Annotated in this window: 28 protein-coding genes and 1 pseudogene; 7 read left to right on the top strand and 22 right to left on the bottom strand. The window is 61.5% G+C overall.

Annotated elements, in window-relative coordinates; all coding sequences use genetic code 11:
- Positions 1-131 precede the first annotated feature (131 nt).
- Positions 132-1037, bottom strand: a complete 906-nt coding sequence (locus E5221_RS04810) for a LysR substrate-binding domain-containing protein (protein WP_013971007.1) — start codon at positions 1035-1037, stop codon at positions 132-134.
- Positions 1038-1144: 107 nt separating this feature from the next.
- Here E5221_RS04810 and E5221_RS04805 point away from each other — a divergent pair, with 107 nt between their 5' ends.
- From E5221_RS04805 to E5221_RS04795, 3 genes and pseudogenes are all read left to right on the top strand, one after another.
- The gene (locus E5221_RS04805) at positions 1145-2386 is read left to right on the top strand and encodes a D-amino acid dehydrogenase (RefSeq protein ID WP_182329839.1); all 1242 of its coding nucleotides are present in this window, start codon (positions 1145-1147) and stop codon (positions 2384-2386) included.
- Between the two features lie 27 nt (positions 2387-2413).
- On the top strand, positions 2414-2764 hold the full coding sequence (locus E5221_RS04800; RefSeq protein WP_013971005.1) for a RidA family protein: 351 nt from the start codon (positions 2414-2416) through the stop codon (positions 2762-2764).
- A gap of 26 nt (positions 2765-2790) precedes the next feature.
- Positions 2791-3688 (top strand): annotated as a pseudogene (locus E5221_RS04795) (transporter substrate-binding domain-containing protein).
- 153 nt (positions 3689-3841) lie between these two features.
- Here E5221_RS04795 and E5221_RS04790 read toward each other — a convergent pair.
- Both E5221_RS04790 and E5221_RS04785 read right to left on the bottom strand, forming a co-directional pair.
- Positions 3842-4138, bottom strand: coding sequence for an addiction module antidote protein (locus E5221_RS04790; RefSeq protein ID WP_039613839.1), 297 nt, complete (start codon positions 4136-4138; stop codon positions 3842-3844).
- On the bottom strand, positions 4135-4428 hold the full coding sequence (locus E5221_RS04785) for a type II toxin-antitoxin system RelE/ParE family toxin (protein ID WP_080604915.1): 294 nt from the start codon (positions 4426-4428) through the stop codon (positions 4135-4137). The genes E5221_RS04790 and E5221_RS04785 overlap by 4 nt, the downstream gene beginning before the upstream one ends.
- Positions 4429-4648: 220 nt before the next feature.
- Between E5221_RS04785 and E5221_RS04780 the strand changes: the two genes are divergently transcribed.
- Positions 4649-5536, top strand: coding sequence for a bestrophin family ion channel (locus E5221_RS04780; protein ID WP_061551918.1), 888 nt, complete (start codon positions 4649-4651; stop codon positions 5534-5536).
- 126 nt (positions 5537-5662) lie between these two features.
- Here E5221_RS04780 and phnE read toward each other — a convergent pair whose 3' ends face one another.
- The 4 genes from phnE to E5221_RS04760 are packed head-to-tail and all read right to left on the bottom strand — an operon-like array spanning position 5663 to position 8917.
- Positions 5663-6430, bottom strand: a complete 768-nt coding sequence (phnE, locus tag E5221_RS04775) for a phosphonate ABC transporter, permease protein PhnE (protein WP_061551917.1) — start codon at positions 6428-6430, stop codon at positions 5663-5665.
- Positions 6427-7254: an ABC transporter permease gene (locus E5221_RS04770; protein WP_061551916.1), complete on the bottom strand. Its 828-nt coding sequence runs from the start codon at positions 7252-7254 to the stop codon at positions 6427-6429. The genes phnE and E5221_RS04770 overlap by 4 nt, the downstream gene beginning before the upstream one ends.
- Positions 7248-8042: a phosphonate ABC transporter ATP-binding protein gene (locus E5221_RS04765; protein WP_061552022.1), complete on the bottom strand. Its 795-nt coding sequence runs from the start codon at positions 8040-8042 to the stop codon at positions 7248-7250. The genes E5221_RS04770 and E5221_RS04765 overlap by 7 nt, the downstream gene beginning before the upstream one ends.
- Before the next feature lie 20 nt (positions 8043-8062).
- Positions 8063-8917, bottom strand: coding sequence for a putative selenate ABC transporter substrate-binding protein (locus tag E5221_RS04760; RefSeq protein WP_013970992.1), 855 nt, complete (start codon positions 8915-8917; stop codon positions 8063-8065).
- A gap of 127 nt (positions 8918-9044) precedes the next feature.
- Here E5221_RS04760 and selD point away from each other — a divergent pair, with 127 nt between their 5' ends.
- Positions 9045-10079: a selenide, water dikinase SelD gene (gene selD, locus E5221_RS04755; protein WP_061551914.1), complete on the top strand. Its 1035-nt coding sequence runs from the start codon at positions 9045-9047 to the stop codon at positions 10077-10079.
- Positions 10079-11191, top strand: coding sequence for a tRNA 2-selenouridine(34) synthase MnmH (gene mnmH / locus E5221_RS04750; protein WP_013970990.1), 1113 nt, complete (start codon positions 10079-10081; stop codon positions 11189-11191). Before selD ends, mnmH begins: the two co-directional genes overlap by 1 nt.
- A 123-nt stretch (positions 11192-11314) precedes the next feature.
- Here the strand turns inward: mnmH and E5221_RS04745 are convergent, their stop codons facing one another.
- The 15 genes from E5221_RS04745 to hmpA all read right to left on the bottom strand — a co-directional run bounded on the left by E5221_RS04745 (position 11315) and on the right by hmpA (position 24821).
- Positions 11315-11701, bottom strand: coding sequence for a lysozyme inhibitor LprI family protein (locus E5221_RS04745; RefSeq protein ID WP_023661248.1), 387 nt, complete (start codon positions 11699-11701; stop codon positions 11315-11317).
- 18 nt (positions 11702-11719) lie between these two features.
- Complete coding sequence (locus tag E5221_RS04740) at positions 11720-12259, bottom strand: hypothetical protein (RefSeq protein WP_039613833.1); 540 nt, start codon at positions 12257-12259, stop codon at positions 11720-11722.
- Positions 12260-12271: 12 nt separating this feature from the next.
- The gene (locus E5221_RS04735; RefSeq protein WP_012270565.1) at positions 12272-12835 is read right to left on the bottom strand and encodes a GNAT family N-acetyltransferase; all 564 of its coding nucleotides are present in this window, start codon (positions 12833-12835) and stop codon (positions 12272-12274) included.
- 210 nt (positions 12836-13045) lie between these two features.
- Positions 13046-13297 carry a DUF3077 domain-containing protein gene (locus E5221_RS04730; protein WP_013970986.1) on the bottom strand — a complete coding sequence of 84 codons (252 nt, stop codon included), beginning with the start codon at positions 13295-13297 and terminating at the stop codon, positions 13046-13048.
- Entirely contained in the window at positions 13294-13440 is a 147-nt protein-coding gene (locus tag E5221_RS04725; protein ID WP_177342414.1) for a hypothetical protein, read from the bottom strand. The genes E5221_RS04730 and E5221_RS04725 overlap by 4 nt, the downstream gene beginning before the upstream one ends.
- A gap of 493 nt (positions 13441-13933) precedes the next feature.
- Positions 13934-14317: a YkgJ family cysteine cluster protein gene (locus tag E5221_RS04720; protein WP_003259127.1), complete on the bottom strand. Its 384-nt coding sequence runs from the start codon at positions 14315-14317 to the stop codon at positions 13934-13936.
- A 159-nt stretch (positions 14318-14476) separates the two neighbouring features.
- Complete coding sequence (locus E5221_RS04715) at positions 14477-15604, bottom strand: hypothetical protein (RefSeq protein ID WP_182329835.1); 1128 nt, start codon at positions 15602-15604, stop codon at positions 14477-14479.
- A gap of 131 nt (positions 15605-15735) precedes the next feature.
- On the bottom strand, positions 15736-16944 hold the full coding sequence (gene alaC / locus E5221_RS04710; protein WP_182329833.1) for an alanine transaminase: 1209 nt from the start codon (positions 16942-16944) through the stop codon (positions 15736-15738).
- A 275-nt stretch (positions 16945-17219) separates the two neighbouring features.
- Positions 17220-18107 (bottom strand): heme o synthase, encoded by an 888-nt coding sequence (gene cyoE, locus E5221_RS04705; RefSeq protein ID WP_013970981.1) that lies wholly within the window; start codon positions 18105-18107, stop codon positions 17220-17222.
- 11 nt (positions 18108-18118) lie between these two features.
- The gene (gene cyoD / locus E5221_RS04700; RefSeq protein WP_003259128.1) at positions 18119-18451 is read right to left on the bottom strand and encodes a cytochrome o ubiquinol oxidase subunit IV; all 333 of its coding nucleotides are present in this window, start codon (positions 18449-18451) and stop codon (positions 18119-18121) included.
- Positions 18451-19074: a cytochrome o ubiquinol oxidase subunit III gene (gene cyoC, locus E5221_RS04695; RefSeq protein ID WP_023661242.1), complete on the bottom strand. Its 624-nt coding sequence runs from the start codon at positions 19072-19074 to the stop codon at positions 18451-18453. The genes cyoD and cyoC overlap by 1 nt, the downstream gene beginning before the upstream one ends.
- Positions 19075-19077: 3 nt before the next feature.
- Positions 19078-21096 carry a cytochrome o ubiquinol oxidase subunit I gene (gene cyoB, locus E5221_RS04690; protein ID WP_013970980.1) on the bottom strand — a complete coding sequence of 673 codons (2019 nt, stop codon included), beginning with the start codon at positions 21094-21096 and terminating at the stop codon, positions 19078-19080.
- A 3-nt stretch (positions 21097-21099) separates the two neighbouring features.
- On the bottom strand, positions 21100-22044 hold the full coding sequence (cyoA, locus tag E5221_RS04685; protein ID WP_015268993.1) for a ubiquinol oxidase subunit II: 945 nt from the start codon (positions 22042-22044) through the stop codon (positions 21100-21102).
- Between the two features lie 559 nt (positions 22045-22603).
- Positions 22604-23110: a disulfide bond formation protein B gene (locus tag E5221_RS04680; RefSeq protein ID WP_039613829.1), complete on the bottom strand. Its 507-nt coding sequence runs from the start codon at positions 23108-23110 to the stop codon at positions 22604-22606.
- A gap of 532 nt (positions 23111-23642) precedes the next feature.
- The gene (hmpA, locus tag E5221_RS04675) at positions 23643-24821 is read right to left on the bottom strand and encodes an NO-inducible flavohemoprotein (RefSeq protein WP_247846921.1); all 1179 of its coding nucleotides are present in this window, start codon (positions 24819-24821) and stop codon (positions 23643-23645) included.
- A 154-nt stretch (positions 24822-24975) separates the two neighbouring features.
- Here hmpA and norR point away from each other — a divergent pair, with 154 nt between their 5' ends.
- Positions 24976-26529 carry a nitric oxide reductase transcriptional regulator NorR gene (gene norR, locus E5221_RS04670; RefSeq protein ID WP_061551909.1) on the top strand — a complete coding sequence of 518 codons (1554 nt, stop codon included), beginning with the start codon at positions 24976-24978 and terminating at the stop codon, positions 26527-26529.
- The last annotated feature ends 74 nt before the right edge of the window (positions 26530-26603 follow it).

The raw sequence follows: 26603 nt of genomic DNA, 5'->3' as shown, positions 1-26603 counted from the left end.
TGAGTAGATTCTTGCTCAAAGATACCTCACCCGTTACAATCCGAGGCCTGTACTGGATAGTATTGGTCTCCCTCGGGCACCAAGATCCGGAAAAAACCGACCTTATGGTCGGTTTTTTTTTGCCCGTCCGGTCAGCGCCAGCGATCCAGCTGCCCCTGGGCACGGCTGCTGAAAATCGTCAGCAGCTCGCTCAATGTATGCGGTGACGGTTCGGCAGTGCGGGTGACCGCATACAAGGTAATCGGCAGCGCCGGGGCCAGCGGCCTGATCGCGGTCGCCCCAGGCGCCGCGCCAAGTGCGGTGAAGGGATCGATCACCGCCAGCCCAGCACCGGATTCGACCATCGCCCTGGCCAGTGAATAGGTTTGCACCGCGATGCTCACCCGTGGCGGCGGCTCCACCGCCTTGAGGTAGCTTTCGAGGCGCACCGACAGCGGGTCGGCGCTGGACAGCCCGATCATGGGCGCACCGGCCAGTGCCGCCAACGGCAGCGGCTTGCCTTCATCTTCCAGCGGCCAGTAACCTGCCGGTGCCAATGCCACCAAAACCCCGCTGGCCAGCGCCTGAGCCTTGAGCGCAGGGTGATCTGGCTGTTGCAAGGTCAGGGCGACATCGATCTCCCGCATCAACAGGTTCTGCACCAGTTCGCGACTGTGGGCGCTGGACAACTCGCAGGCGATATCCGGATAACGCTGGGTCCATTCATGAATGGCCGGCGGCAGCAGCGACAGGGCCAGTGCCGGGGTCGCACCGATCCGCAGGCTGTGGCCTGGCGCGCGACGCAGGCTTTGCGCCAGGCGTCGCACCCCTTGCAGGCTCTCCGTGACCTTGTCGACCTCACGCTCCAGCTCAAGCGCTTCGGGCGTGGGCTGCAGCTTGCCGCGCACCCGCAGGAACAACGGGAAGCCCAGTTGCTGCTCGGCGTGCTGCAGAACCTTGGTCACGGCAGGTTGGGAAACGTGCAGCAACTGTGCGGCACCGCTGACCGAGCCGGTCTGGCGGATGGCCTGGAAAATCTCGATATGGCGAAGGCGCATGGCAAGTCCATAACCTTTGTTTATGGCTCAGCGATCTTTATTTATTTTTCGCCACCTGTCACCTGGCCCTAACCTCAGCCTCGTTCCAACCACGACCAAGGACTGACATGGCTCAGCATGTATGCATCATCGGCGGTGGCGTCATTGGCCTGTCAACCGCTTACGCACTGGTACGCGACGGCTTTGACGTGACGCTGATCGAGGCTCGCGATTCGTTGGGCAGTGAAACCAGCTTCGCCAACGGCGGCCAGCTGTCCTATCGGTACGTGGCGCCCCTGGCCGACGCAGGTGTGCCATTGCAGGCCCTTGGCTGGATGCTGCGAGGTGAATCGCCGCTGCGATTGCGCCCGCGCTTCGATCGTGCCCAATGGCGCTGGATGGCAGCATTCCTTGGTGCTTGCCGCTCCTCGGTCAACCGCGCCAACGCAGGCCACCTGTTGCGCCTCGCGCTGTTGAGCCAATCGACCTTACAAACCTGGCGAGAAGAGGATGGCCTGGACGGTTTCAACTGGCGGCGCAACGGCAAGCTGGTCACCTTCCGCCAGGCCAGCAGCTTCGAACATGCGCGCAAGAACCTTGCCGCGCCCCAGCAACAACAGGTGCTGTCGCACGCCGACTGCACCCGTCTGGACCCGGCACTGGCAGAGGCGCCCTTTGTCGGCGCCATCTATACCCCGGATGAAGAAGTCGGCGATTGCCACAGCTTTTGCCAGCAACTGGCGGCGCGCCTGCAGGCGTCGGGACGCTGCAAGTTCCGCCTGGGCCAGGCGGTGTCCGCAATTCGCCATGCGCATGGCGTGGTGAATGCGATTGAACTGGACGACGAAGTGCTGCCGGTGGAGCACCTGGTGGTTGCGGCCGGCCATCGCAGTGCGTTGCTGGCACTGCCGGGCATCGACCTGCCGCTGTATCCACTCAAGGGCTATAGCCTGACATTACCGATCGGCGCACAGCACAAGGCGCCGGACCTGAGCATCACCGACTACGATCGCAAGATCGTCTACGCCCGGATTGGCGAACAGCTGCGGGTGGCGGCGATGGTTGACATTGTCGGTTTCGATCCGTCGCTGGACCCCAAGCGCCTGGCCCTGCTAAAACGCCAGGCCCGCGAAACCTTCGCCAATGCTGGTGACTACGACTACGCCATCGAATGGGCCGGCATGCGGCCGGCGACCCCCAGCGGCGTACCGCTGCTGGGCGCAACGGCGTATCGCAATCTGTGGCTGAACCTCGGCCATGGTGCACTGGGCTTCACCCTGGCCTGCGCCAGTGCACGATTGCTCAGTGAACTGATCGGCCAGCGCCGCCCCTCCATCGACCTGCAGGGTTTTACGCCCCGCGCAGCTTGAACGCTAACTCCTTAGAAGGACCACCCGATGACCATTAACCGTATCCAGCCCAATCCACGCTTGTCCGGCGCCGTGACCTTCGGCGACCTGGTGTTTCTCTCTGGCCAGGTGCCGGACGACGCCACCGATGCCGGCGGCCAGACTCGCCAAGTGCTGGAAAAGATCGACGCATTATTGGCCGAGGCGGGCAGCGACAAGGATCACTTGCTCAGCGCGACCATCTACCTGAAGGACATCGGTAAAGATTTCGCTGCGATGAATGAAGTGTGGTCCGCCTGGTTGTCGCCCGGCCAGGCACCAAGTCGCACCACCTTGCAGGCCGAACTGGCGCGTCCGCAGGTATTGGTGGAAATAACCGTTATTGCAGCACGTCGCTAACCCCTCACCTACAACGGAGAATAACAATGCGAAAAATCACGTTGATCGGCTGCACCCTTGGCCTGTTGCTAGGCACCCAGGCCCATGCTGACGAAGCAGCGCTGGGGCCTACCCTGAGCAAGATTGCCAGAGCCAACAGCATTACCCTGGGCTATCGCGATGCTTCGGTGCCGTTCTCCTACGTGGGAGACCATTCGGGACAACCCATGGGCAGTAGACCTGGCGAAAAAGATCGTCGAGCGGGTACAGCAAAAGCTGGCGTTGCCCCAGCTCAAGGTGAAGTACAACCTGGTGACATCGCAAACCCGCATTCCGCTGGTACAGAACGGTACCGTTGACCTGGAGTGCGGCTCGACCGGCGTCACCGCAGAGCGCCAGAAGCAGGTGGCGTTTTCCTATGGGTTCATCTATGTCAAAGGTCAATTACTGACGGCCAAAGACAGCGGGATCAAGAGTTTCGCCGACCTGCGCGGCAAGAATGTGGTAACCACTGCAGGCACCACGAACGAACGCTATCTGAAAAGCTACAACGTTGATAACAAGATGGACATGTACGTGATCAGCGCCAAGGACCATGGTGAAGCCTTCCAGATGTTGCAGTCCGGCCGGGCGGCGGCGTTCTACATGGACGATGCGCTGCTCTACGGCGAACGCGCCAAGGCTCGCGATCCGCACAACTGGGTGGTGGTCGGGAAAGAGCAGTCGCGGGAAATCTACAGCTGCATGGTGCGCAAGGATGACCCGCAGTTCCTCGCGCTGGTGAACGCGTCGCTGGGCGAGCTGTACAGCTCAGGGGAAATCAACGGGATCTACCAGCGCTGGTTCGAACAGCCGATTCCGCCTAAAGGCTTGAACCTGGAGTTCCCGATGACCAGCGAACTCAAGGCCATCTTTGCCAAGCCGGTGAGTGACCCGGTGGAGTAGCATCCAGACGACCAGCCCCTCTGGCTCACGGCCTCGCCAAGTAGTGGAGGCAATGGCCTCGGCCGCTCCGACCGCGCCCCGTTGCCAGCGCAGGAATGACCTGCGATGAAGCTGACCAACCGCCCCGTTCAGCCCTCCGAAATCCCTGTTCTGCTAGCGGGGAACTACATGGGGCTGAACGAGGAGGTCGACCCCCAAGGCACGAATGACTTTCAGCACAGTGTCAAAGCGTGGTTTTGCGCCTGGACTGAGTGCCTTGTACAGACTTTCCCTTCCCAACCCACTCTCGGTGGCGATCTGCGTCATTCCCCGTGCGCGAGCGATATGGCCAAGTGCCCGAATTATTTCCTCGGTATCGCCATCTGCGAGGACCTGACTAAGGTACTCAGTGATGGCCTCATCACTACTCAACAAGGCCGCCATATCAAACGGGATCAACTTTTCGCTCATTTCATCTCCTTCAGCAGTTTTCTGGCTTTGAGGATATCGGTGGCCTGGGTGGACTTGTCTCCGCCGACCAACAGCAGAACCAGCCTCTGGCCCTTTTGCGCAAAATAGACACGATATCCAGCAGCTACATCGATGCGAAGCTCACCGATACCGCCTCCAAGCCATTTGACATCTCCAAGATTCCCCATTGCTGCTCGCTCCAATCTACGACCTATCGCAAGCTGGGCCCTCAAATCTCTCAAGCTGGATAGCCAAACTGCAAAGCTCTCCGTCTGTTCAACGAGATACATCAAGTGGTCACCCAATCGTATCCGTACGGATACACCCATTCAAGTGTTGAAGCGGCCCACTCTGTCGCCTTACCCCTTATATGGGAACTCAGGCATTTCCCATAACGGGGTCAGACTTTTCTCTTCACGGTCATAAAAAACCTTGCAACATTCAACACCCGAACCTTCGCCGCGCCTCGACGTCCGATCCTGCATCACCCGTGTTTCGAGGTACCCCCGCGTGAAAGACATCATTTTCCGCAAGTACCGCCTGGCGGTGAAGACCATCGGCTATATCGGCTGGTCGCTGTTCTGGCTGCTGATCTGGGATGTGCTGGTCACCATCGATTTCATGCTGTTCTTCAACAGCAAGTTCACCCTGCCGTTGATCCCGCTGACCTTGCTTGGCTCGGCGCTGGTGGTGCTGGTGAGCTTTCGCAACAGCAGCGCCTACAACCGCTGGTGGGAAGCTCGCACATTGTGGGGGGCGTTGGTGAACAGTTCACGCAGTTTCGCGCGGCAGGCGCTGACGCTGATCGATGACCCGGATGATGGCCTGAACCCGGTCAAGGCTACCCTGCTGCGTCGGCATATCGCCTATGTGAACTGCCTGGCGGCGCACCTGAAGGGCGAGCGCTGCCCGGATGAACTGATGGCGTTCATTCCGCCAGCGGAATTCGAGCGGCGCAACCGCTCGAACAATTTCGCCAACGACATTCTGAGTGGTTCGGCGGCGTTGCTGGCGCGGGAGTACCAGGCCGGGCGGCTGGACAGCATTCGCCTGGCAAGGCTGGAATCGACGCTGGTGGACCTGTCCAATGCCCAAGGTGGCATGGAACGGATCGCCAATACGCCGCTGCCCTACCCTTACGTGTACTTTCCGCGGCTGTTCATCACCCTGTTCTGCCTGATCGTGCCGGTGGGGCTGGTGGAGTCGCTGGGCTGGTTCACGCCGCTGGCATCGACGGTGGTGGGCTTCATGCTGCTGGCCATCGAGCGGATCGGGACGGATTTGCAGAGCCCGTTCAGGTTCAGTGAGCACCAGATCCAGATGGACAGCATTTGCGAGACGATCGAGCGGAATCTGGAGTCGATGCAGCGGGAGGCGCAGTGTGGGGAGTTGGCTTAGTGCCAGACCTCAACTGCCCTATCGCAAGCCAGCTCCCACAGGGGCCGTGAAATCCTGTGACCTTGCACCGTACCTGTGGGAGCTGGCTTGCCGGCGATAGGGCCGCAACGCGGCCCCGACTATCTGTCAGGCCCGCACATAGCGCTGGCGCAACACATCACTCAACGCATCCACCAGCAACACCAGCACCAGCATCCCCATGATCACCGTGCTGGCCTGGGCCTCCTGGAACAAACTCAAGGTTGTGTACAGCATCTGCCCCAACCCGCCAGCCCCGACAAATCCCAGCACGCTCGCCATGCGGATGTTGTTTTCCCACCGATACAAGCTATAAGCCAGCAACTGCGGCCACAGATTGGGCAAGGTGCCAAAGCAGAATGCCGCCACCTGGCTACCGCCCTGCAAGCGGATGGCAGCTGCGGGCTCCGGCGGTGCGTTCTCCAGCGCCTCGGCAAACAGCCGCCCCAGCACGCCAGCGGTATGCAGCGCCAAGGCCAGGGTACCAGCATTCGGCCCAAGCCCGGCCGCCAGTACCGTCAGCGCCGCCCACACAAGTTCCGGGATGGCCCGCAGGGCATTCAGCAACAACCGCGCACAGGCCTGCAGCGGCCAACCGAACCGGCCAGCGGCCGGCAGCGCCAACAGCATGCCCAGCAGCATGGCCAACAAGGTGCCCAGGCCGGACATGGCCAAGGTTTCCAGCGCCCCATGCGCTACTGCGCGCAGGTGCCCGGCAGACAGGTCCGGGTGCAGGAAACGCCCGGCGTATTCGCCCATCTGCCCCAGCCCACCGTTGCCGACCAGCGCCTGCAAGTCCAGCTCCAGGTAGGCGAACGAGGCCATCACTGCAGCCACGATGGCGCCGAGCACCAGCCAGTTGATGCCCCGGTTCATGCAAGCCTCCAGCGCAGGAAGCGGCTGAGCAGGTCGGCCAGCATCACCAGGACCAGGAAGGTCAGCAGCATGCTTGCCACTTCCGCTCCCGCAAACATGCGCATCGACAGGTCGATCTGCTGCCCCAGCCCGCCAGCACCGACAAAGCCCATCACCACTGAGGCGCGTACCGCGCACTCCCAGCGGTACACGGTATAGGACACCACTTCGGACACCGCACTGGGCAGGATGCCGTAGAAAAACGCAGCCAGGCGGCCACTACCCGCCTGCAGCAAGGCATGGGCCGGGCGCTGGTCGACCGATTCGAAGATCTCGGCATACACCTTGCCGAGCATACCGCTGTAGGTAATGGCGATTGCCAGCACGCCCGCCGTCGGCCCCAGCCCGACGGCCCGCACGAACAGCAACGCCCAGACGATCTCCGGCACACTGCGCAGGAAAATCAGCAACCAGCGCACTGGCAGGCGCAGCAGACGCGACCACAATCCGGCGCGCCCGCCACGTGAGGCGGCACGCAGCGACAAGGCACGGCTGGCCAGCAACCCGGCAGGGACCGCCAGTAGCAACGCCAACGCCATGCCGGCCGTGGCCACGGCCAGGGTCTGCAAGGTGGCCTCATAAAGCAGGGAAAGGAAGTCGGCATCGTGTGCTGGTGGCCAGAAGGCACTGGTGAAACTGGCGATCTGCTGGCGATTCTCCGCTTGCAGCAGGACCGCCGGGTTCAATTCGCTCAGCTGCACGCCAGGCCACAGCACCGCCACAGCCAGCAGCGTCAGCAGCAACCGATGAAACAGCGCCGGGTCGCGGGCATCAAGTTTCAGCATCGCGGTATCTGCACGGTCAGGGTCGGCCCCTGGCTCGGTGGTGAAGCCAGTTGTTCATTCGCATACAACGCATCCAGCAACTGCTCGGTCACCGCTTGCGCCGGGCAGTCGAACACCACCTGCCCTTCGCGGATACCAATCACCCGCGGGAAGTGCGCCAGCGCCAGGTCCACGGCATGCAGGCTCGCCACCAGGGTGACGCCATTGGCCTGGGCGTGGCGGTTGAGCAAGGCCAGGCTGTGGTCGGCCAGCACCGGGTCCATGGCCGACACCGGCTCATCGGTCAGCAACACCTGCGGCCGCTGGTACAGCGCCCGGGCAATACCCACCCGCTGCAACTGGCCACCGGACAATTGCCCGCACTGCACGAACAGTTTGTCGGCCAGGCCCAGCTCGGCCAGGGCTTGGCGCGCTCCCGGCACATCACTGGGGTACAGCAGGTTGAACAGGCCACGCAGCATGCCCCACTGCCCCAGGCGGCCGGCCAGCACTGCCGTCACCACCCGCTGGCGCGGTGGCAAGGGCGGCGCCTGGTGCACCAGGCCTACCCGCGCACGCAGGCGCTGCCGGGCCTTGGCGGACAGCGCCCAGGGCTGTTGGCCGAGCAACTCCAGGCGCCCGCTGCTGGGCTGGACGGCGGTCGCCATCAGGTGCAGCAAGCTGGACTTGCCCGCGCCCGAAGGCCCGATGATGGCGACGCGCTCGCCCTGGCCGATGCTCAGGCTCACGGCATCAAGCGCACGCACCTGGCCATGGCGCAGCCCGGCCCCGTGCAGATGAATAGCCACGTTGGAAGCCACTGTCGATATCACTTGAGCAGGCCGGCCTCGCGCGCAGCCTGCTCGGTGCCCACGTAGTTCTCAGGTTTGGTCTCGATGAAGCGGCTGGCCGCCTGCAGGTCGAGGATCGCCTTGTGCTCCGGGTTGGCCGGGTCGAGGTCGAGGAAGGCTTTCTTGATCTTCTCTTTCAGCGCCGGGTCCATGTTGCCGCGCACGGTCCAGTTGTAGTCGAAGTAGGTCGGGGTGGTGGCGAAAACCTTCACCTTGGCGGTATCGACCTTGCCGGCATCCACCAGCTTCTGCCAAACGCTGGCATTGAGCACGCCGCCATCGACCTTGCCGGCCTGCACCCAGGCCACAGTGGCATCGTGGGCGCCGGAGTAGGCAACGCGACCGAAGTAGTCTTCAGGCTTGATGTTGTCCTGCTTGAGCATGAAGTAACGCGGCATCAGGCTGCCCGAAGTGGATGAGATGGAACCGAAGGCAAACGACTTGCCTTTGAGGTCGGCCAGGCTCTTCACATCAGGGTTGGCGGTGATGAATTTGGAAGTGAACTGCGCATCCTGTTCACGCTGCACCAGCGGCGTGGCGGCAGGGTCCTTCAAGTGCACCTGAACGAAGGTGAAGCCCCCTAGCCAGGCCAGGTCCAGGCGGTTGGAAGCCAGCGATTCGACTACCGCCGGGTAATCGGCCACCGGCACGAACTTCACCTCCATGCCCAACTGCTTGGCCAGGTACTCGCCCAACGGTTTGAACTTGCGCTGCAGTTCGGTCGGTGCTTCGTCAGGGATGGCGCTGACCCGCAGAGTGTCGGCGGCCTGGGCGACAACGGCACAGCAAGACAGCACGAGGCCGGCGGCGAGCGCCAGAGGGCGTTTGAGCATGGGGTGTTCTCCGGTTCAATAGCGGGGAAATGTCGGCCTATGCGCCGACAACGGGAATTATAAGAGGCGCAGGCGCAAAGGCCAGCTTTGCTACAATCGCGCATCAAACTGACCTCTTGAGGTGCACATGAGCGAGCCGATTCGCCTGACCCAGTACAGCCATGGTGCCGGCTGTGGCTGCAAGATCTCCCCCAAGGTGCTGGATGTGATCCTCGCAGAAAGCGGCGCCCAGGCCCTGGACCCGAAACTGTGGGTGGGCAACGCCTCGCGCGACGATGCGGCCGTGTACGCGCTGGATGACGAGCGCGGCGTGGTTTCGACCACCGACTTCTTCATGCCGATCGTCGATGACCCGTACGACTTCGGCCGTATCGCCGCCACCAACGCCATCAGCGACATCTACGCCATGGGCGGCGACCCGCTGATGGCCATTGCCATTCTCGGCTGGCCAGTCAACGTGCTGCCACCGGAAGTGGCCCGCGAGGTGATCCGCGGCGGCCGTGCGGTATGCGCCGAAGCCGGTATCCCGCTGGCCGGCGGCCACTCCATCGACGCCCCCGAGCCGATCTTCGGCCTGGCCGTCACCGGCGTGGTCAGCAAGCGTCACCTCAAGCGCAACGACACCGCCAGCGCAGGCTGCCGCCTGTACCTGACCAAGCCACTGGGTATCGGCATCCTCACCACCGCCGAGAAAAAGGCCAAGCTGCGCACCCAGGACCAGGGCCTTGCCCGCGACTGGATGTGCACCCTCAACACGCCCGGCAGCCGCTTCGGCAAGCTTGACGGGGTCAAGGCCATGACCGACGTCACCGGTTTCGGCCTGCTCGGCCACCTGGTGGAACTGGCCGAGGGCAGTGGCCTTACCGCTCATTTGGACTATGCCGCCGTCCCGCGCCTGCCCAGCGTCGACCACTACCTGGCCGAGGGCTGCATCCCCGGCGGCACCCTGCGCAACTTCGACAGCTACGGCCACAAGATCGGCGCCCTGAGCGACGACCAGAAGCATCTGCTGTGCGACCCGCAGACCAGCGGTGGCCTGCTGGTGGCGGTTACCCCGGAGGGTGAAGCCGAGTTCCTCGCGGTGGCCGCCGAACTGGGCCTGCAACTGGCGCCGATCGGCAAGCTGGTCGAGCGACAGAGCCACGCGGTCGAGGTGATCTGATGCGCCCCGACTGCACCGACTTCCGCCAGTTGTTCCTCGACGACGTGCCGATGATGGACATGCGTGCACCTGTCGAATTTGCCAAGGGCGCCTTCCCCGGTGCCGTAAACCTGCCACTGATGAATGACCAGGAGCGGCAAAAGGTCGGCACCTGCTACAAGCAGAAGGGCCAGGCTGAAGCCATCGTTCTGGGCCACAAGCTGGTCAGCGGCGAGATCAAGCAGGCACGTCTGGAGGCCTGGGCAAAGTTCGCCGAGGATCACCCGGAAGGCTACCTGTACTGCTTCCGGGGCGGCCTGCGCTCGCATCTTGTGCAGAAAGTGCTGCGCGATGAGAAGGGCATCCACTACCCCCTCGTCGAGGGCGGCTACAAGGCCATGCGCCACTTCCTGCTGGAGACTACCCAACAGGCGGTCGCGCAATGTGATTTCGTGCTAGTGGGCGGCCTGACCGGCACCGGCAAGACCGAAGTGCTGCACCTACTGGACAACGAGCTGGACCTGGAGGGCTACGCCAACCATCGCGGTTCCAGCTTTGGCAAGCGCGCCACTGCACAGCCAGCGCAGATCGACTTCGAGAACAGGCTGGCCATAGACGTGTTGAAAAAACGCGCCCGGGGTATCGAGCAGTTCGTGCTGGAAGACGAAGGCCGAATCGTGGGCAGCTGCACCGTACCGCTGGAGTTGTACCAGGGCATGCAGCAATACCCGCTGGTGTGGCTGGAAGACAGTTTGGCCAACCGCGTGGAGCGTATCCTGCGCGACTACGTGATCGACCTGAGCGCCGAGTTCGTCAGCCTGCATGGTGAAGAAGATGGCCGGCGGCTATTTGCCGAGACACTTCTGCAGAGCATGGGCAGGATTCAAAAGCGCCTCGGCGGCGAGCGCCATCAGCGGCTGTCGGAAATCCTGCGCCAGGCGCTGGACGAGCAGCAGCGCAGTGGTTCGGTGGAGTTGCACCGGGTCTTCATCGAAAGCTTGCTGAGCGAGTATTACGACCCGATGTATGCCTACCAGCGTGCAGCGAAAGCAGAGCGTATCGAGTTTGCCGGGGATGCGGTGGAAGTGCGCGAGTATCTCAAGGCCCGGGCGCTGCGCGAACCACGCAAGTAAAAACGGGGCCGCTTCGCGCCCCATCGCCGGCAAGCCAGCTCCCACAGGTATTGCACTGCCTGACAGGGTATGCGCTCCCTGTGGGAGCTGGCTTGCCGGCGATAGGGCCAGTACTGGCAGTACTCACTGCCCAGGGCTGAGCACGCGCTCCAGCTCCGCCGCCCGGTCGCGGGTCATGTCCATCACACAGGACCCACCTTCCAGCTGTGCCATGGTCCCGCCACTGGCCTGCACATGGAACCCGCAATTGCCATCGCGGTAGGCAAGCCACTTGCGCTGCACATCACGCAGGCTCTTCTGCTGCCCGGCATCCAGCTTGCCCATCAATTGCTTGTACACCCGGTTCAAACGCTGGTCCTGCAACTGCGTCTCGGCCCGAATGCACTCGCTCATGGCCACGGTACTGGACGCCTTGTCCATGCACTGCCCGTATCCCGGCGTGTAGTCATCCGCCTGGGCCAGCGGCAGCACACAGGCCAATGCCAGGCCCGTCAGGTAATGCTTGGTCATAAACTCTCCTTGTGGGCATCACAGCGTCTGCGGCTGTTCCGGCGGCATCAGCACCTTGCCCGGCTCGAAGCGCAGCGACGGCATCTGCGTTGCCGCATAAAACATCACGCCAAGCGCCGCGATCAACACCACATCCAGCCAGCTCCAGCCCGGCATGTCGTCGGCGCTGCGTGCCCTCCAGCAATGCCAGGCCTGGCCCATGCAAAACACCACCATTGCCGCCAGCCACAGGTAGAAACCGGCACCAAAACCGGTCAGGTCATGGAACTCATAGCTCTGATTGTCCGGCAGGCGGTCAATTCCAAAGCTGCTGGCCGCCAGATACACAGCCACCAGCCCGACCAGCAAGGCCAGACGACGAAAGCGCCGATGGGCAAGGATTGCCAGGGCCAGCAGCGGGTTGGCAAACCACTGGTACAACCCGAAGGGCATGCCCCAAGGCCCGTACAACAGCATCTGCAGGGCCGGCATGTGGCGGTCACCACTCATCAGCGCGCCGTCGAAGAACAGTGCGAGCAGGTAAAGCAGCAGGCTGGCGCTCAGGTAGAAAACTGGCAAGAGATTTACTTCCTATGCAACCGGGGGCTCTAGCAGAAGGCCATAAATACCCGAATCGGACAACTCGCCGGCAACGCACCAACGCGCACGCAATGTGCCTTCCAGCACAAAGCCCTGGCGCTCCAGAGTGCGTGCCGAACCTTGGTTGCGCGGGTCGATCTCGCCTTCCAGGCGGCGCATGTGCAGGGTGTGGGCGAGGTAATCGATGAAGCAGGTCAGTGCTTCGTCCATGTAACCCCTGCCCTGCACCGCGCTGGCCAGGCAGTAGCCGATTTCACCACGGCGGGATACATCGTCGATGTTGAACAGCTGGACCATACCGATCAGTTCGCCGTTGTCACGGCGGTACATGCCAAGCTTGAGCTGGTCACCATTGGCATAGGCTTCGCGGTCGGCGGCCAGGGCGCTTTCGGCTTCGGCCAGGTCTTGCCAAGGTGCATGGTGCCAATAGCGCATGACCTCGGGGTCGGCCATGATCGCCAGCCATTGCGCGGCATCGGCATGGCGCATGGGGCGCAATTGCAGACGCGGGCTGTCGAGGCAGAGGTCACTGGGGAAACTGCGGGGTGGGGTCACGCCGGATCTCCTGTCCATTGCTGGGGAGATGACAGTTTAACGTCAAGCGATCGGTTCAAGCATCCCGGGGCTGCTGCGCAGCCCATCGCCGGCAAGCCAGGCTCCCACAGGTGCACCACAGGCCCGGAGCCTTGCACTATACCTGTGGGAGCCTGGCTTGTCGTGGCGACGAACCGCGTCGATGGGCCGCAAAGCGGCCCCAAAAATCGTTCAGGCGCCCCGATTCAAGCCCATTTCCATGTCATTGATCAGCGCCTTGGCCATGGCACTGAGTATGCGCGCCGCGCTGCCGGCGATCTTGTCGCCCTCCATCTCGGCCTCTTCGTTCAAATGCTTGATACAGCCGATCAGCACCGACAATTCATCGAATGCCAGATCAAGCGGTACACCCGGCTCTACCCGGTACAGCTCAAGGAATTTCTCCGCACCTACGGTGGTGCGGGATTTGAGGTGGTCGCTCATGCCTGGGCCTCCTGCGCCTTTATGTGGGCTAACAAGGCGTGCAGCAGGGCAGTTTGCGTCGACATGTTTTCGAGAAAGGTGGAACGCAGGTCCGGGGCTTCTGCGTCGAGGTATTGGAGGATGGTGTTGGAGAGAATGTCCATGACCTGGGTAGCCTGGGACTTCGCGGCTTGGTAAGTAAGGTCTGTAACGGGTGGATCAGGTACAAGTTTTTTCATAGTCATCTCGGAAATATTTTCAGAGGCAACCACTCGCATCCTTCTCACAGATAAGGTGGCAGCCGTACGCGAGGTGAGAAGACCAGTGTCCGAGGCACCGGCCAGACTGAAGCCTGCACGCGCACGGCTGCCATAACTGGCAAGCCATCTCGAAACACCGGGCTTCTCACACCCGATCGCCAATTGTGACGACGCCGAAACGTTATCTCTGAGGTAGCTACTTGCCTATCAGACGGCATCCGACTGAGGCCGTAGGATAATTCCTAATCCCTGGCAACCTGAAGCATTTGGTTGCAGGCTCAGAATCTTCTTACAGCTGATGGCCCTTTCGCGGGTAAACCCGCTCCTACAGGGTACGGTGATACCTGTAGGAGCGGGTTTACCCGCGAAAGGGCCGGTACAGGCTAACGAAATACGATCAGGCCACCTCAGCCCCATCATCCGGCCAATGCGGCTCGTTGGCCCCGGGCGGGGTCAGCGGTGGCAGGCCATACGCTGCCCGCGCATCGTCGCAGCTGGGGTTATGCACCCCACCCTCCCACGACGCCTCGAACTCGCGGCAGGGGCTGGAACGGTTGGCGTAGATGGTGCAAGCCACTTCCTGGCCGATCTCGCCCTGCAGGCTGATGCAGCGGCAGGGTTTGGCATCGGTGCCGATCATGGCAACACGGGTGGGGTTGATCTGTACCACCAGGTCGTCCGGCACAAGGCCCCCGGCGGACTGGCATTCGCCCCAGAAAAAGGACACACGGAAGTACCCGCAGCAGGCGCCGCAGTCAAGGCAAGGGTTGTATTCGGACATGATGGCACGGAGGGAAGGTTGTTGTTATCGGGGCTGGCCCGCAGCGCCATTTTCAATCCAAGCCGGGGCGGCTGGATAGAGGGGAATGCAAAAAATATTTGCCGCTGATCCGGCAATTGAACACGGGCGACCAATGACTTCCCCGGCCGCCCATTCAAGTCAGCGTAATGCCTTGTAGGTGGTGACATCCCAGCGCTGCAGGCCAAGGCCCTCGGTCGGCTCATAGCCATCACCACACACTTTGCTGAAGTGAATGCAGGTCTCGCCGCAATACACCAAGCGGTCGTCATCTTCGCCCTCGGTAAGTACGGTATACGACTCGCTACGCATGGCCTTGTAATGCCCTTCGGCAGCGGCCATGACCATGTGATATCGCATCAAGTGCTCGTCGCTCAGGAACAGGCGCCTGTCCAGTTGCACACCCCAGCGGGTCAGGCAGACCTCGGCAAAATGACGAACGATCAATCCCGGCTCCGCCAGTACCTTGCCATCACTCGCACCGTCGATGGAGGCGTTGCCCACCAGTGTGGCGTGGCGGCCTGGTATCGGGTAGATGCATATCCGTGTACTCGGTTCGACCGAAGGGATCACGCAGGCAAAGCCTTTGGATCGCTCGTCCCGCGAATAGAAACCCACATACTCGCGGACATTGCCCGCCAAGGTTACCCGCTGGCTTTGCAGGTTACCGATGCCCGGCACCGGGTCGATGGCGAAGATATTCACAGGTATGTCCCGCAATACAGGGTCCTGCGCCATGGCGTTGGCCAGCATGTGACAACTGATCCCTCCCCTGCTCCAACCCACCAGGTTCACCCGGGTCGGCAAGCGCGGCTTGCGGAACAGGTTGATGATGCGCTCTTGCAGCTCCTGTGGCGTCGGGTGGCGTTCGCCGTAGTCATAGGTGCGCCAGAACCAGGAAGCTGTCGAGGTTGCATCCGGGATCGGAACACCGGCCTGCTTCAGCCGCTCGTATTCTTCCTCGCTCAGCTTGGTGCGCTGCCAACTGCTTTCGCCTTTGATCACCTTCAGCACATGGTTGACGTTCTCTTCCCAGCCGCTGCCGAACATCTGGCCGCTCCAGTTGAAATAACCACCGGGCTCGACGAACAGATTGTCATCCTGCAGGTTGCCGCTGCCGGGGCCGTCAACGGCAATCCAGTGAGCGAACTCGCGGCCCTGGTCATTGCTGGCCAGGGTAGAGACCAGCTCACCATTCCAGAAGTTGGGGTTGGCATCGTCGAAGCGGTGGGAACCGGTGCCGCAGAAATAGGCGGTGAAGACACTCATCTTTCGAGTCTCTGAAGTGAGAAATGAGTGCAGAAAAATAGTTTTCCGGGTAGCTGTAGAGCAGTAGGAAAGTGCTCCTACAGGTACGGCGCAGGCCGTGCGGCATGTGCCGTACCTGTAGGCATGGGGGCTTACTTATGAGTCAGGCCATCAGCCCGGAACATCTGCCGGATCCCGCGAATCGCCTGGCGAATACGATCCTGGTTCTCGATCAGGGCAAAACGCACATGGTCATCACCATAATCACCAAAACCGATCCCCGGCGACACACACACCTTGGCCTCGGCCAGCAGTTTCTTGGAAAACTCCAGCGAGCCCAGGTGCGCATATTCCGGCGGAATCTTCGCCCATACGTACATCGAGGCCTTGGGGTTCTCGACCATCCAGCCCAGCTCGTGCAGCCCCTTCACCAGCAGGTTGCGGCGCTGGCGGTATTGCTCGGCAATGTCTCGTACGCACTGCTGGTCGCCTTCCAGTGCTGCAATGGCAGCCACCTGCAGCGGGGTGAAGGTGCCGTAGTCGTGGTAGCTCTTGATCCGCGCCAAGGCACTGACCAACTCGGGGTTGCCGACCATGAAGCCGATCCGCCAGCCAGCCATGTTGTAGCTCTTGGACAGGGTGAAGAACTCCACCGCGATGTCCTTGGCCCCCGGCACCTGCATGATCGATGGGGCTTTCCAGCCGTCGTAGACGATGTCGGCATAGGCCAGGTCATGGACCACCAGCACTCCATACTGCTTGGCCAGGGCCACCACGCGCTCGAAGAAGTCCAGCTCCACGCACTGAGCGGTGGGGTTGGACGGGAAGCCGAGGATCATCATCTTCGGCTTGGGGATCGACTCGCGGATGGCCCGCTCGAGTTCGTTGAAAAAGTCCACGCCCGGCACCAGCGGTACCGAACGCACCTGGGCACCGGCGATCACCGCCCCGTAGATATGGATCGGGTAGCTGGGGTTGGGCACCAGCACCGTGTCGCCCTGGTCGAGAGTAGCCAGCATCAGGTGTGCCAGGCCTTCCTTCGAGCCGATGGTGACGATGGCTTCGCTTTCCGGGTCGATGTCGACCTCGTAGCGTTCCTTGTACCAGTTGGAGATGGCCCGACGCAGGCGCGGGATGCCGCGAGAGGTGGAGTAGCCGTGGGTATCTTCACGCTGGGCGACCTGCACCAGCTTCTCGACGATGTGCGGTGGGGTAGCGCCATCGGGGTTGCCCATGCTCAGGTCGATGATGTCCTCGCCACGGCGGCGGGCAGCCATCTTGAGCTCGGCAGTGATGTTGAAGACGTAAGGGGGGAGACGATCGATGCGCGCAAAGCGACGCGGCGAACCTGGGTTGGCCATGGCTTCCTCTGAGTACGTAAGCGCCCGGAACCGTCCGAGCGACGCTGGCCGATATGGCGGCCTGGATCAGAAGATAATGCCGATACAGGATGCCTGTAAAGGACAATTTCCTGTTTTCATAGATCTTTTCAGATGTATTTTTTGAAAATAAGAAATTTATATTCTGTTGTGCCGGCCTCTTCGCGGGCGAGCCCGCGAACGAGGCCGGCACAGAAAAACGCCCATAAAAAAACCCGGCACAGTGGCCGGGCTTTTTCGTGAAACAGGCAGCAGTATCAGCGTGCGTATGTCATCAGCACGTCCGCAGCGGTCTGGCTGTCCACACCCATCATCACGCTCAGGGCAGTGACGGTGAGGATGGAGAAGCCGAACACCTTGCGCGCCCACTTGCTGTCGTCCTCGGCCTTGTAGCCAGCCCAGGCCATGTACAGCCAGTACAGGCCCATGGCTGCTGCCACGGCCAGATAGCCGAGGCCGGCGTAACCGCCGAGGGTAAGCATCAGGGTTGCGAGCACGAAAGCCAGCACGTACAGCACGATCTGCTTCTTCGCCGCGAGGATGCCACGTGCCACCGGCAGGACCGGAATGTTGGCAGCGCTGTAATCCTTGAAGCGGAAGATCGCGATGGCGAAGCTGTGCGGCATCTGCCACAGGCTGAACATCACCAGCAGGGTAAACGCAGCCAGGTCGAAGCTGTTGCTCACGGCGCAATAGCCGATCACCGGAGGCATGGCACCAGACAGGCTACCGACCAAGGTGCCGTGCACCGATTTACGCTTCAGCCACAGGCTGTAGAAACCGACGTAGACGATGAAGCCGATCAGCGCACAGAACGCCGACAGCGGGTTGGCCTGGACATACAGCAGGCTGAAACCCGCCACCCCGAGCAGGGTGGCGTAGATCAGCGCGAGGGGCAGCGACATGCCGCCCTGGACCATGACGCGGTTCTTGGTGCGCTCCATCTTGTGGTCGATGTCACGGTCGATGCAGTTGTTGAACACGCATCCGGACGCAACCACCAGCGAAGTACCGATCACCACCGCCAGGAACAGGGCGAAATCCACATGGCCCTTCGAGGCAAGGAAGAAACCGCCTGCCACGGAAAGCACGTTACCGAAAATGATCCCCGGTTTGGTGATTTGGATAAAGTGCTTAACGGACATGCAGTCTTACCTCACTTGGCCAACATTTCGAAGTGGATGCTGAACATGATCCACAGCGACAGGCCGACAAGCAGAGCGATCACCAGGGTGGTGAACAGGAACGTCGAAACGTTGTTGCGTTGCTCTTTCGAGCGGTCCATGTGCAGGAAGTACACGAGGTGCACTACTACCTGGATCACGGCCATGGCAACAATGATCAGAACGGTCAGGTTCTTCGGCAGGCTTGGCGACATGGCCAGGCCGAACGGGATCGCAGTCAGGATGATCGACAGGATGAAGCCGATCATGTACGACTTGACGCTGCCGTGGTTACCTTCGTGATGAGTGTCGTGTGCGTTAGCCATTACAGAACTCCCAGCAGGTAGACGACGGTGAATACGCAGATCCAGACCACGTCCAGGAAGTGCCAGAACAGGCTCAGGCAGCTCATGCGGGTCTTGGCGGTCGGCGTGATGCCGTGCTTGTTGATCTGGTACATCATGATTGCCATCCAGATCAGGCCGGCGGTCACGTGCAGACCGTGGGTACCTACCAGGGCGAAGAAGCCCGACAGGAAACCACTGCGGTTCGGGCCGTAGCCCTCGGCGATCAGGTGATGGAATTCGTAGATTTCCATCGCGATGAAGCCTGCACCGAACAGGAAGGTCACAGCCAACCAGCCCAGTACGCCAGCTTTCTTGCCGTCGAACATCTTCAGCATGGCGAAGCCGAAGGTGATCGAGGACAGCAGCAGGAACAGCGTTTCAACAGCTACGAAATCGAGCTGGAAGATGTCATGACCCGACGGGCCGCCGGCAAAACTGCCGGACAGCACCGCGTAGGTAGCGAAGAGCGACGCAAACAGGATGCAGTCGGTCATCAGGTACAGCCAGAAACCGAGTACGGTCATCTGGCCCGAGTCGTGGTGGTGGTCGTCATGCCCATGGTCGTGACCATGAGCAGCACCGTGCATTACTTGACTGGACATTGATTACACCCGCTCAAACGATTCGACACGTGCGCCGGCAGGCAGAGCACCTGCTTTGGCCAGCGCTTTCATGCGCTCGCCTTCGATGCGCGCCACTTCTTCGGCCGGAACCATGTAGCCCTGGTCGTCACGCGCAGCGTGGCGAACGAAGACAGCGATGGTTGCAACCAGGCTCGCGCCAACCAGCCACCAGATGTGCCAGATGAAGGCGAAGCCGAAGACGGTCAGGAACAGGCCCATGAACAAACCGGTGGAGGTGTTGCTCGGCATGTGGATCGCTTCGTACTTGGCCGCAGGCTTGTAGGCAACACCGGCTTCCTTGGCTTCGTGCCAGGCGTCCAGGCCAACCTTCTCAGGCATGTGGGCGAAGTTGTAGAACGGAGGTGGCGACGAAGTCGACCATTCCAGGGTACGGCCGCCCCATGGGTCGCCGGTCACGTCCAGGTTCTGGTTGCGGTCGCGAACCGATACGTACAGCTGGATCAGCTGGCAGGCGATACCGAACAGGATCAGCACGGCGCCGACAACGGCTACGTACAGGTAGGGTTCCCACAGTGGGTTGTCGGAGTGGTTCAGACGACGAGTCATGCCCATGAAGCCCAGGGCGTACAGCGGCATGAACGCTACGTAGAAGCCCGAGATCCAGAACCAGAAGGCAGCCTTGCCCCACTTCTCGTTCAGGGTGAAACCAAAGGCTTTCGGGAACCAGTAGGCGAAGCCGGCGATGTAGCCGAATACCGCACCACCGATGATCACGTTGTGGAAGTGAGCAATTACGAACAGGCTGTTGTGCAGCACGAAGTCAGCACCTGGAACAGCCAGCAGAACACCAGTCATGCCACCGATGGAGAAGGTGATCATGAAGCCCAGGGTCCACATGATCGGCGCGGTGAAGCGCAGACGGCCCTGGTAGATGGTGAACAGCCAGTTGAACAGCTTCACACCGGTCGGAATGGAGATCAGCATCGTCGCCAGGCCGAAGAAGGTGTTGACGCTGGCGCCGGCACCCATGGTGAAGAAGTGGTGCAGCCATACAGCGAAGCCCAGCACGGCGATGGCGCCCGATGCGTAGATCATCGAGTGGTGGCCGAACAGACGCTTGCCTGCGAAGGTGGAGGTAACTTCCGAGAACACACCGAAGGCCGGCAGGATCAGGATGTAAACCTCAGGGTGACCCCACGCCCAGAACAGGTTGACGTACATCATCGGGTTCCCACCAAGCTCGTTGGTGAAGATGTGGAAGTCCAGATAACGGTCAACAGTCAGCAGAGCGAGTGCAGCGGTCAGGATCGGGAAGGAAGCCACGATCAGCACGTTGGCCCAGGTGCAGGTCCAGGTGAAGATCGGCATGTCCATCAGTTTCATGCCAGGTGCGCGCATCTTCATCACGGTGACGAGGAAGTTCACGCCGGTAAGCGTCGTACCCAGGCCTGAGAGCTGTAGCGCCCAGATGTAGTAGTCGACACCCACCCCAGGGCTGTACTGAATGCCCGCGAGCGGCGGATAGGCAACCCAGCCGGTCTTGGCGAATTCACCAACGCCCAGCGAGATGTTGACCAGCAGCACGCCTGCCAGCAGCAGGTAGAAGCTCAGGGAGTTCAGGAACGGGAAGGCAACGTCACGTGCACCGATCTGCAGAGGAACCGCCAGGTTCATCAGGCCGGTGAAGAACGGCATCGCCATGAAGATGATCATGATCACACCGTGAGCGGTGAAGATCTGGTCATAGTGTTCAGGCGGCAGGTAGCCTTCGGAGCCACCGGTAGCGGCAGCCAGCTGGGTACGCATCATGATGGCGTCGGCAAAGCCGCGCAACAGCATGACCATCGCGACGATGATGTACATCACCCCGATTTTCTTGTGGTCGACAGTCGTCAACCACTCGCTCCACAAGTAGGTCCACTTGCGGAAGTAGGTGATAGCACCGACGACAGCGATACCACCGAGCGCGATCATGGCAAGCGTCACCATGACTATCGGCTCGTGATAGGGTATCGCCTCCAGGCTTAGTTTACCGAACATCTCTTACTCCTCTGCACCGGCAGCTGGTTGCATACTCGATTCCACACCCTTGGTAGTGGCCAGATCTTTGCTGCCTGCTTCTTCGTGGCTCGGACGACCGCGGTTCATGCCTTCGTACTTGTCGACGATCAGCTGGAACTGGTCAGGCGAAGCCTCGCTATACAGCGCGACCGGGTTGTTTTCGCTTGGTTTGGCCAAGGCGTCGTATTCGGCCTTGTCCAGCTTCTTCGGCGACTGCTTGACCTCGGCGACCCACTTGTCGAAGTCTTCCTGAGAGGTGGCAGTAGCCTTGAATTTCATGCCGGTGAAGCCAGCACCGCTGTAGTTGGCGCTGATACCGTCGAACTCGCCGTTTTCGTTGGCGATCAGGTGCAGCTTGGTGGTCATGCCGGCCATGGCGTAGATCTGGCCGCCCAGGCCCGGGATGAAGAACGAGTTCATCACGGCGTCGGAAGTGACGCGGAAGTTGACCGGGGTGTTAGCCGGGAAGACGATCTTGTTGACCGTGGCAATGCCCTGCTCCGGGTAGATGAACAGCCACTTCCAGTCCAGTGCGACCACGTCGATCTGCACCGGCTTCACATCGGAATCCAGCGGACGGTACGGGTCCAGCTTGTGGGTGGAGTGGTAGGTGAAGTAGCCCAGGGCGATGATGATCAGGATCGGGATGATCCACACCGCGGCTTCGATCTTGGTCGAGTGCGACCAGTCGGGGGTGTAGGTGGCAGCCTTGTTGGAAGCACGGTACTTCCAGGCGAAAACCACGGTCATGATAATGACAGGAATCACCACCAGCAGCATCAGGCCGGTAGCGATCAGGATCAGGTTCTTTTGCTCAATGCCGACCTGACCTTTCGGGTCGAGCAGGGTCCAGTTGCACCCACTGAGTAAAAGCATGCCTAAAAAGGGCAATATGCCAAACAGTCTGGGGTAACGCTTTTTACTCATCTCACGACCTCTAGATCAGCTTGCTTCAATGCAATTTGTGTTTTGGTAGCCAGCACTTCGTCCTGCCAAGTGAGGCATTTCGCGCCCGTACTCGCTCCTGCCCGGGGTCCGACTGCAGGACCTTGGCGTCAAGCGGGTTAGCGGTGCTTATGGTTTCGTAGGCAACAGGCCTGTACTTCAGACCAAGTCCATTTGGTGCGGGAAAACGCGGAGGGGGATCCGCCCGGTATCGCCGTTGGGCGAAACTTGACGAAGTCAGCAAAAAGGAGCGCTGAGGCTTCCTTCAATCCTGCGACTCGCAAGCAGTGCCGAACGGAAATTGGGGGCGATTGTAGATAGGTCGCCAACCCTTGACTATGACTTATTGAGCAACAGTCCTTTACAGAATCTGCAACAATACCGCTCAAAAATTCAACTTCGCGACAGTTTGTCGCACCCCGCTTGATAGGCCCCAAAGCCGCATTCTGCAAGGCCTCCGGGTTGATCTGGATCAAGCGGTGAGCGAATTTCCCCTCTTCTCATGCGGCGTAAAAGACCACATGCCACTCGGTACTTTTGTCTAAGCCTGGCGTCGGTTGCGATAGATCCCGAGCGGAACCAGTACAGCCGTAAGGACGAACGCCACCAGTGCCCATTGCGCCAGCGACAGACCGAGGATCGGCGGGTACGGCGTGCTGCAGAAGCCGTCGACCTGGAACACCAGCGGCCAGAGCTTGGCCAGCGGCAGGTCGTCCACGATCGGCTGCAAGGTGTCGATGCCGCAACTGACCATGGGGTTGGCGAGTATATACACATGGTTGCCGGCCGCAACGATTCCGCCGATGGCGCTGAGCACCACCAGTGCCTCGAAGAAGGTGAGGCTACGGCGCCCGGGCATGGCCGCGGCGATGAAGGCAAACACGGCGATGAACAACAGCGCATAACGTTGCAGGATGCACAGCGGGCACGGTGCCTCGCCCAGGACTATCTGCATGTAGAGGGCGCCACCGATCAGCGAAATGCAGATCAGGCCCAACAGTACCAGAAAGCGCCGTTCCCGATTCAGGCGCGATGTTTGTTCGTTCATTGCCGGTTCCTTCGATGGATAGTGGCAGCGTGATCCGCCTGCCTGGCGCAAGTCTACACGCTGTGCAGGGCCTTTGAGCGTGCCGAGGAAGCGGCGTGATAGCGCTGCGCAGGGCTATCCGGTGTGGCTGAGACCGGCCGCAACGACGTCGGTTCAACGCCGGGCGGCAAAAAAGCGGCTGCCCGGGTGCCGCGCAGGGGCAAGCCCCTCGACACCCGGGAGTGAAGGATACCGTGATTAAAGGAGGATTAAAGATGAAAGCTGCACAGCCGCTTTCATCTCTCCTTTATATAGGCAGGAAGGTGAAGTGTGGCCCAGCGGCTGGGATGAATACGATGTAAGCCTGTACCGGCCTCTTCGCGGGTAAACCCGCTCCCACAGGGATCGCGCAGGCATTGAAATCTGCGCGATCCCTGTGGGGGCTGGTTTGTTGAAAACCACTAAATTTCCCACAGATCCCCACAAGGTTTGAAACCTGTGCGGTCCCTGTGGGAGCGGGTTTACCCGCGAAGAGGCCAGTGCAGGCGCTACATCACTCCAGCGCAGCCGCCGGCCCGAAGAACTCGTAGCGGCTCTGCTGCTCTGGCACACCCAGGCCCTTCAACTGGCGCTTGACCGCCGCCATGAAGCCCTTGGGCCCGAGGAAGTAGGCATCCACGTCTCGCTCTTGGGGCAGCCACTCGGCCAGCAGGTCTTCGCTCAGCAGGCCCACGGCATCAGCCGCGCCGCCACCCTGCGGTTCTGCATAGCAGTAGAAGCGCTTGAGCTGCGGGTGACGCTCGGCCAGCTCGTCGACCCAGGCGCGGAACGCATGCACGGCGCCGTTACGGGCGCAGTGAATGAAATGCACCTCACGCTGGGTTTGCAGTGCCGCCTGCAGCATTGGCAGGGTCGGGGTAATACCCACGCCACCGCTGATCAGCACCAGCGGCTTGTCGCTCGCTGCCAGGGTGAAATCGCCAGCCGGCGGGAACAGCTGCAGGGTATCGCCCACCGCCAGCACATCGTGCAGGTAGTTGGAGACCTTGCCACCCGCCTCGCGCTTGACGCTGATGCGGTATTCCTTGCCGTCGCACAGTGCCGACAGGGAGTAGTTGCGGCGCTGCTCGGCGCCGTCGATGTCCAGCTTCAGGCCGATGTACTGGCCAGGCTCGGCCCTGAGCACCGGTTTGCCATCCACCGGCGCAAAGTAGAACGAAACGATTTCGCTGCTTTCCTGCTCACGGCGCACCAGGCGGAATTCGCGGGTGCCGCGCCAGCCGCCTTCGGCTTCTTCCTTCTGTTTATAGAGGTTCTCTTCCGCGCCGATCAGGATGTCGGCCAACTGGCCATAGGCCGCGCCCCAGGCGTCGATCACGGCGGGGGTGGCGATTTCCTTGCCCAGCACTTCTTCGATGGCGCGCAGCAGGCAGCTGCCGACGATAGGGTAGTGCTCCGGCAGAATCTGCAGGGCAACGTGCTTGTTGATGATCTGGCCGACCAGGCCGCCAAGCTGCTCCAGCTGGTCGATATGGCGGGCATACATCAGCACGCCGTTGGCCAGGGCGCGCGGTTGGTCACCGCTGGCCTGGTGGGCCTGGTTGAACAGCGGGCGCACCTGCGGGTACTCGCTGAGCATCATCTTGTAGAAGTGGGTGGTCAGCGCTTCGCCGCCGCTTTCCAGCAGGGGGACAGTGGCCTTGATGATTGCACGTTGTTCGGCATTGAGCATTGCAACAACTCCTGAGCCTGTGGCTTCAAATGACTGCCCGAGCTATTACATCAATCATGCCAACTCTTATCTCCAGCAAAATCAGGGGCTTGACGCAGGTCATGTCAAAACGACCCACCTCGACGTATAGTCATATCGACCCACAGGAGTCCATATGACCACGAAGCCCCTGCTCACCACCCTGCTGCCCCTGGTCAGCGACCTTTCCCGCGACCTGCCTGACCAGGAACGCTATCGCCGCCTGCTGCAGGCCATGCGGGGGTTGCTGCCCTGTGATGCCGCCGCGCTGCTGCGCCTGGACGGCGAATGGCTGGTGCCGCTGGCAGTGGACGGCCTGAGCCCCGATACCTTGGGCCGGCGCTTCCGAGTCAGCGAGCATCCACGCTTCCAGATCCTGCTCAGCAGCCGGGAACCCACCCGCTTCGCCAGCGACTCCGAGCTACCCGACCCTTACGACGGCCTGGTCAACGCCCCTGATGCCAACCTGGAAGTACATGACTGCATGGGTTGCCCGTTGATGGTCGACGAGCGCCCTTGGGGCCTGGTTACCCTCGATGCCCTGACCCCTGGGCAGTTCCAGAGCCTGGAGCTGGGCGCTCTGCAGGCCTTCGCCAGCCTTGCCGCCGCCACGGTCACCGTGGCCGAGCGCATCGAGCACCTGGCCCTGCGCGCGGAAGACGAACACCATCGCGCGGAGATCTACCGCCAGGCCAGCGGCCAGGACAAAGAGCTGATTGGCCAGAGCCCCGCGCACAAGCGCCTGGTCGAGGAAATCCGCCTGGTCGGTGGCAGTGACCTGACCGTACTGATCACCGGTGAGACCGGCGTCGGCAAGGAGTTGGTGGCCCAGGCCCTGCACCAGGCCAGCAACCGCGCCGACAAGCCGTTGGTCAGCCTCAACTGCGCCGCCCTGCCTGACACCCTGGTGGAAAGCGAACTGTTCGGCCATGTACGCGGAGCCTTCACCGGCGCCCATGGCGAGCGCCGCGGCAAGTTCGAGCTCGCCAACGGCGGCACACTGTTCCTCGACGAAGTCGGTGAACTGCCACTGACGGTGCAGGCCAAATTGTTGCGCGTACTGCAGAGCGGCCAGTTGCAACGCCTGGGCTCGGATCGCGAACACCGGGTGGATGTGCGCCTGATCGCAGCCACCAACCGCGACCTGGCAGCAGAGGTGCGTATTGGCAACTTCCGCGCCGACTTCTACCACCGCCTCAGCGTATACCCGCTGCACGTTCCGCCGTTGCGCGAACGTGGGCGTGATGTGCTGCTATTGGCTGGCTACTTCCTCGAACAGAACCGTTCGCGCCTGGGCCTGAACAGCCTGCGCCTGAGCAGCGAAGCCCAGGCCGCGCTGCTGGCCTACGACTGGCCAGGCAACGTACGTGAACTGGAACATCTGATCGGCCGCTCGGCGCTCAAGGCGCTGGGCCAACATTCCGACAGGCCACGCATCCTCACCCTGGAAGCCATCGACCTGGACCTGCGCGCAACCGCAACGCCCGACACCCCGCCCTCCCCTGCCGCGCCCTTGCCGGCGGCACCGCTAGCCGAAGGGGGCCTGCGCGAAGCCGTCGACGACTACCAGCGCCAGCTGATCGAGGCTTGCCTGCAGCGGCACCAGGAAAACTGGGCAGCGGCTGCCCGGGAACTCGGCCTGGACCGCGCCAACCTTAGCCGCCTGGCCCGTCGGCTGGGGCTGCGCTAATTGAACCAGCGCGGTACCTGTGGGAGCGGCTTTAGCCGCGAAGAATCCAACGCGGTGCATGGCACCGGCCGCGC

The sequence above is a fragment of the Pseudomonas sp. A2 genome, from assembly GCF_023100865.1.
Lineage (GTDB): Bacteria > Pseudomonadota > Gammaproteobacteria > Pseudomonadales > Pseudomonadaceae > Aquipseudomonas > Aquipseudomonas asiatica.
The sequence above is the reverse complement of the archived record's forward strand: the minus strand, read 5'-3'. Positions and strand labels throughout refer to the sequence as shown.

What these genes read in the sequence shown, in the direction of transcription:
- E5221_RS04810 (WP_013971007.1), bottom strand. Translation starts at nt 1,037, where the DNA reads ATGCGCCTTCGCCATATCGAGATTTTCCAGGCCATCCGCCAGACCGGC.
- E5221_RS04805 (WP_182329839.1), top strand. Translation starts at nt 1,145, where the DNA reads ATGGCTCAGCATGTATGCATCATCGGCGGTGGCGTCATTGGCCTGTCA.
- E5221_RS04800 (WP_013971005.1), top strand. Translation starts at nt 2,414, where the DNA reads ATGACCATTAACCGTATCCAGCCCAATCCACGCTTGTCCGGCGCCGTG.
- E5221_RS04790 (WP_039613839.1), bottom strand. Translation starts at nt 4,138, where the DNA reads ATGAGCGAAAAGTTGATCCCGTTTGATATGGCGGCCTTGTTGAGTAGT.
- E5221_RS04785 (WP_080604915.1), bottom strand. Translation starts at nt 4,428, where the DNA reads ATGTATCTCGTTGAACAGACGGAGAGCTTTGCAGTTTGGCTATCCAGC.
- phnE (WP_061551917.1), bottom strand. Translation starts at nt 6,430, where the DNA reads ATGAACCGGGGCATCAACTGGCTGGTGCTCGGCGCCATCGTGGCTGCA.
- E5221_RS04770 (WP_061551916.1), bottom strand. Translation starts at nt 7,254, where the DNA reads ATGCTGAAACTTGATGCCCGCGACCCGGCGCTGTTTCATCGGTTGCTG.
- E5221_RS04760 (WP_013970992.1), bottom strand. Translation starts at nt 8,917, where the DNA reads ATGCTCAAACGCCCTCTGGCGCTCGCCGCCGGCCTCGTGCTGTCTTGC.
- selD (WP_061551914.1), top strand. Translation starts at nt 9,045, where the DNA reads ATGAGCGAGCCGATTCGCCTGACCCAGTACAGCCATGGTGCCGGCTGT.
- mnmH (WP_013970990.1), top strand. Translation starts at nt 10,079, where the DNA reads ATGCGCCCCGACTGCACCGACTTCCGCCAGTTGTTCCTCGACGACGTG.
- E5221_RS04745 (WP_023661248.1), bottom strand. Translation starts at nt 11,701, where the DNA reads ATGACCAAGCATTACCTGACGGGCCTGGCATTGGCCTGTGTGCTGCCG.
- E5221_RS04730 (WP_013970986.1), bottom strand. Translation starts at nt 13,297, where the DNA reads ATGAGCGACCACCTCAAATCCCGCACCACCGTAGGTGCGGAGAAATTC.
- E5221_RS04725 (WP_177342414.1), bottom strand. Translation starts at nt 13,440, where the DNA reads ATGGACATTCTCTCCAACACCATCCTCCAATACCTCGACGCAGAAGCC.
- E5221_RS04720 (WP_003259127.1), bottom strand. Translation starts at nt 14,317, where the DNA reads ATGTCCGAATACAACCCTTGCCTTGACTGCGGCGCCTGCTGCGGGTAC.
- E5221_RS04715 (WP_182329835.1), bottom strand. Translation starts at nt 15,604, where the DNA reads ATGAGTGTCTTCACCGCCTATTTCTGCGGCACCGGTTCCCACCGCTTC.
- alaC (WP_182329833.1), bottom strand. Translation starts at nt 16,944, where the DNA reads ATGGCCAACCCAGGTTCGCCGCGTCGCTTTGCGCGCATCGATCGTCTC.
- cyoE (WP_013970981.1), bottom strand. Translation starts at nt 18,107, where the DNA reads ATGTCCGTTAAGCACTTTATCCAAATCACCAAACCGGGGATCATTTTC.
- cyoD (WP_003259128.1), bottom strand. Translation starts at nt 18,451, where the DNA reads ATGGCTAACGCACACGACACTCATCACGAAGGTAACCACGGCAGCGTC.
- cyoC (WP_023661242.1), bottom strand. Translation starts at nt 19,074, where the DNA reads ATGTCCAGTCAAGTAATGCACGGTGCTGCTCATGGTCACGACCATGGG.
- cyoB (WP_013970980.1), bottom strand. Translation starts at nt 21,096, where the DNA reads ATGTTCGGTAAACTAAGCCTGGAGGCGATACCCTATCACGAGCCGATA.
- cyoA (WP_015268993.1), bottom strand. Translation starts at nt 22,044, where the DNA reads ATGAGTAAAAAGCGTTACCCCAGACTGTTTGGCATATTGCCCTTTTTA.
- E5221_RS04680 (WP_039613829.1), bottom strand. Translation starts at nt 23,110, where the DNA reads ATGAACGAACAAACATCGCGCCTGAATCGGGAACGGCGCTTTCTGGTA.
- hmpA (WP_247846921.1), bottom strand. Translation starts at nt 24,821, where the DNA reads ATGCTCAATGCCGAACAACGTGCAATCATCAAGGCCACTGTCCCCCTG.
- norR (WP_061551909.1), top strand. Translation starts at nt 24,976, where the DNA reads ATGACCACGAAGCCCCTGCTCACCACCCTGCTGCCCCTGGTCAGCGAC.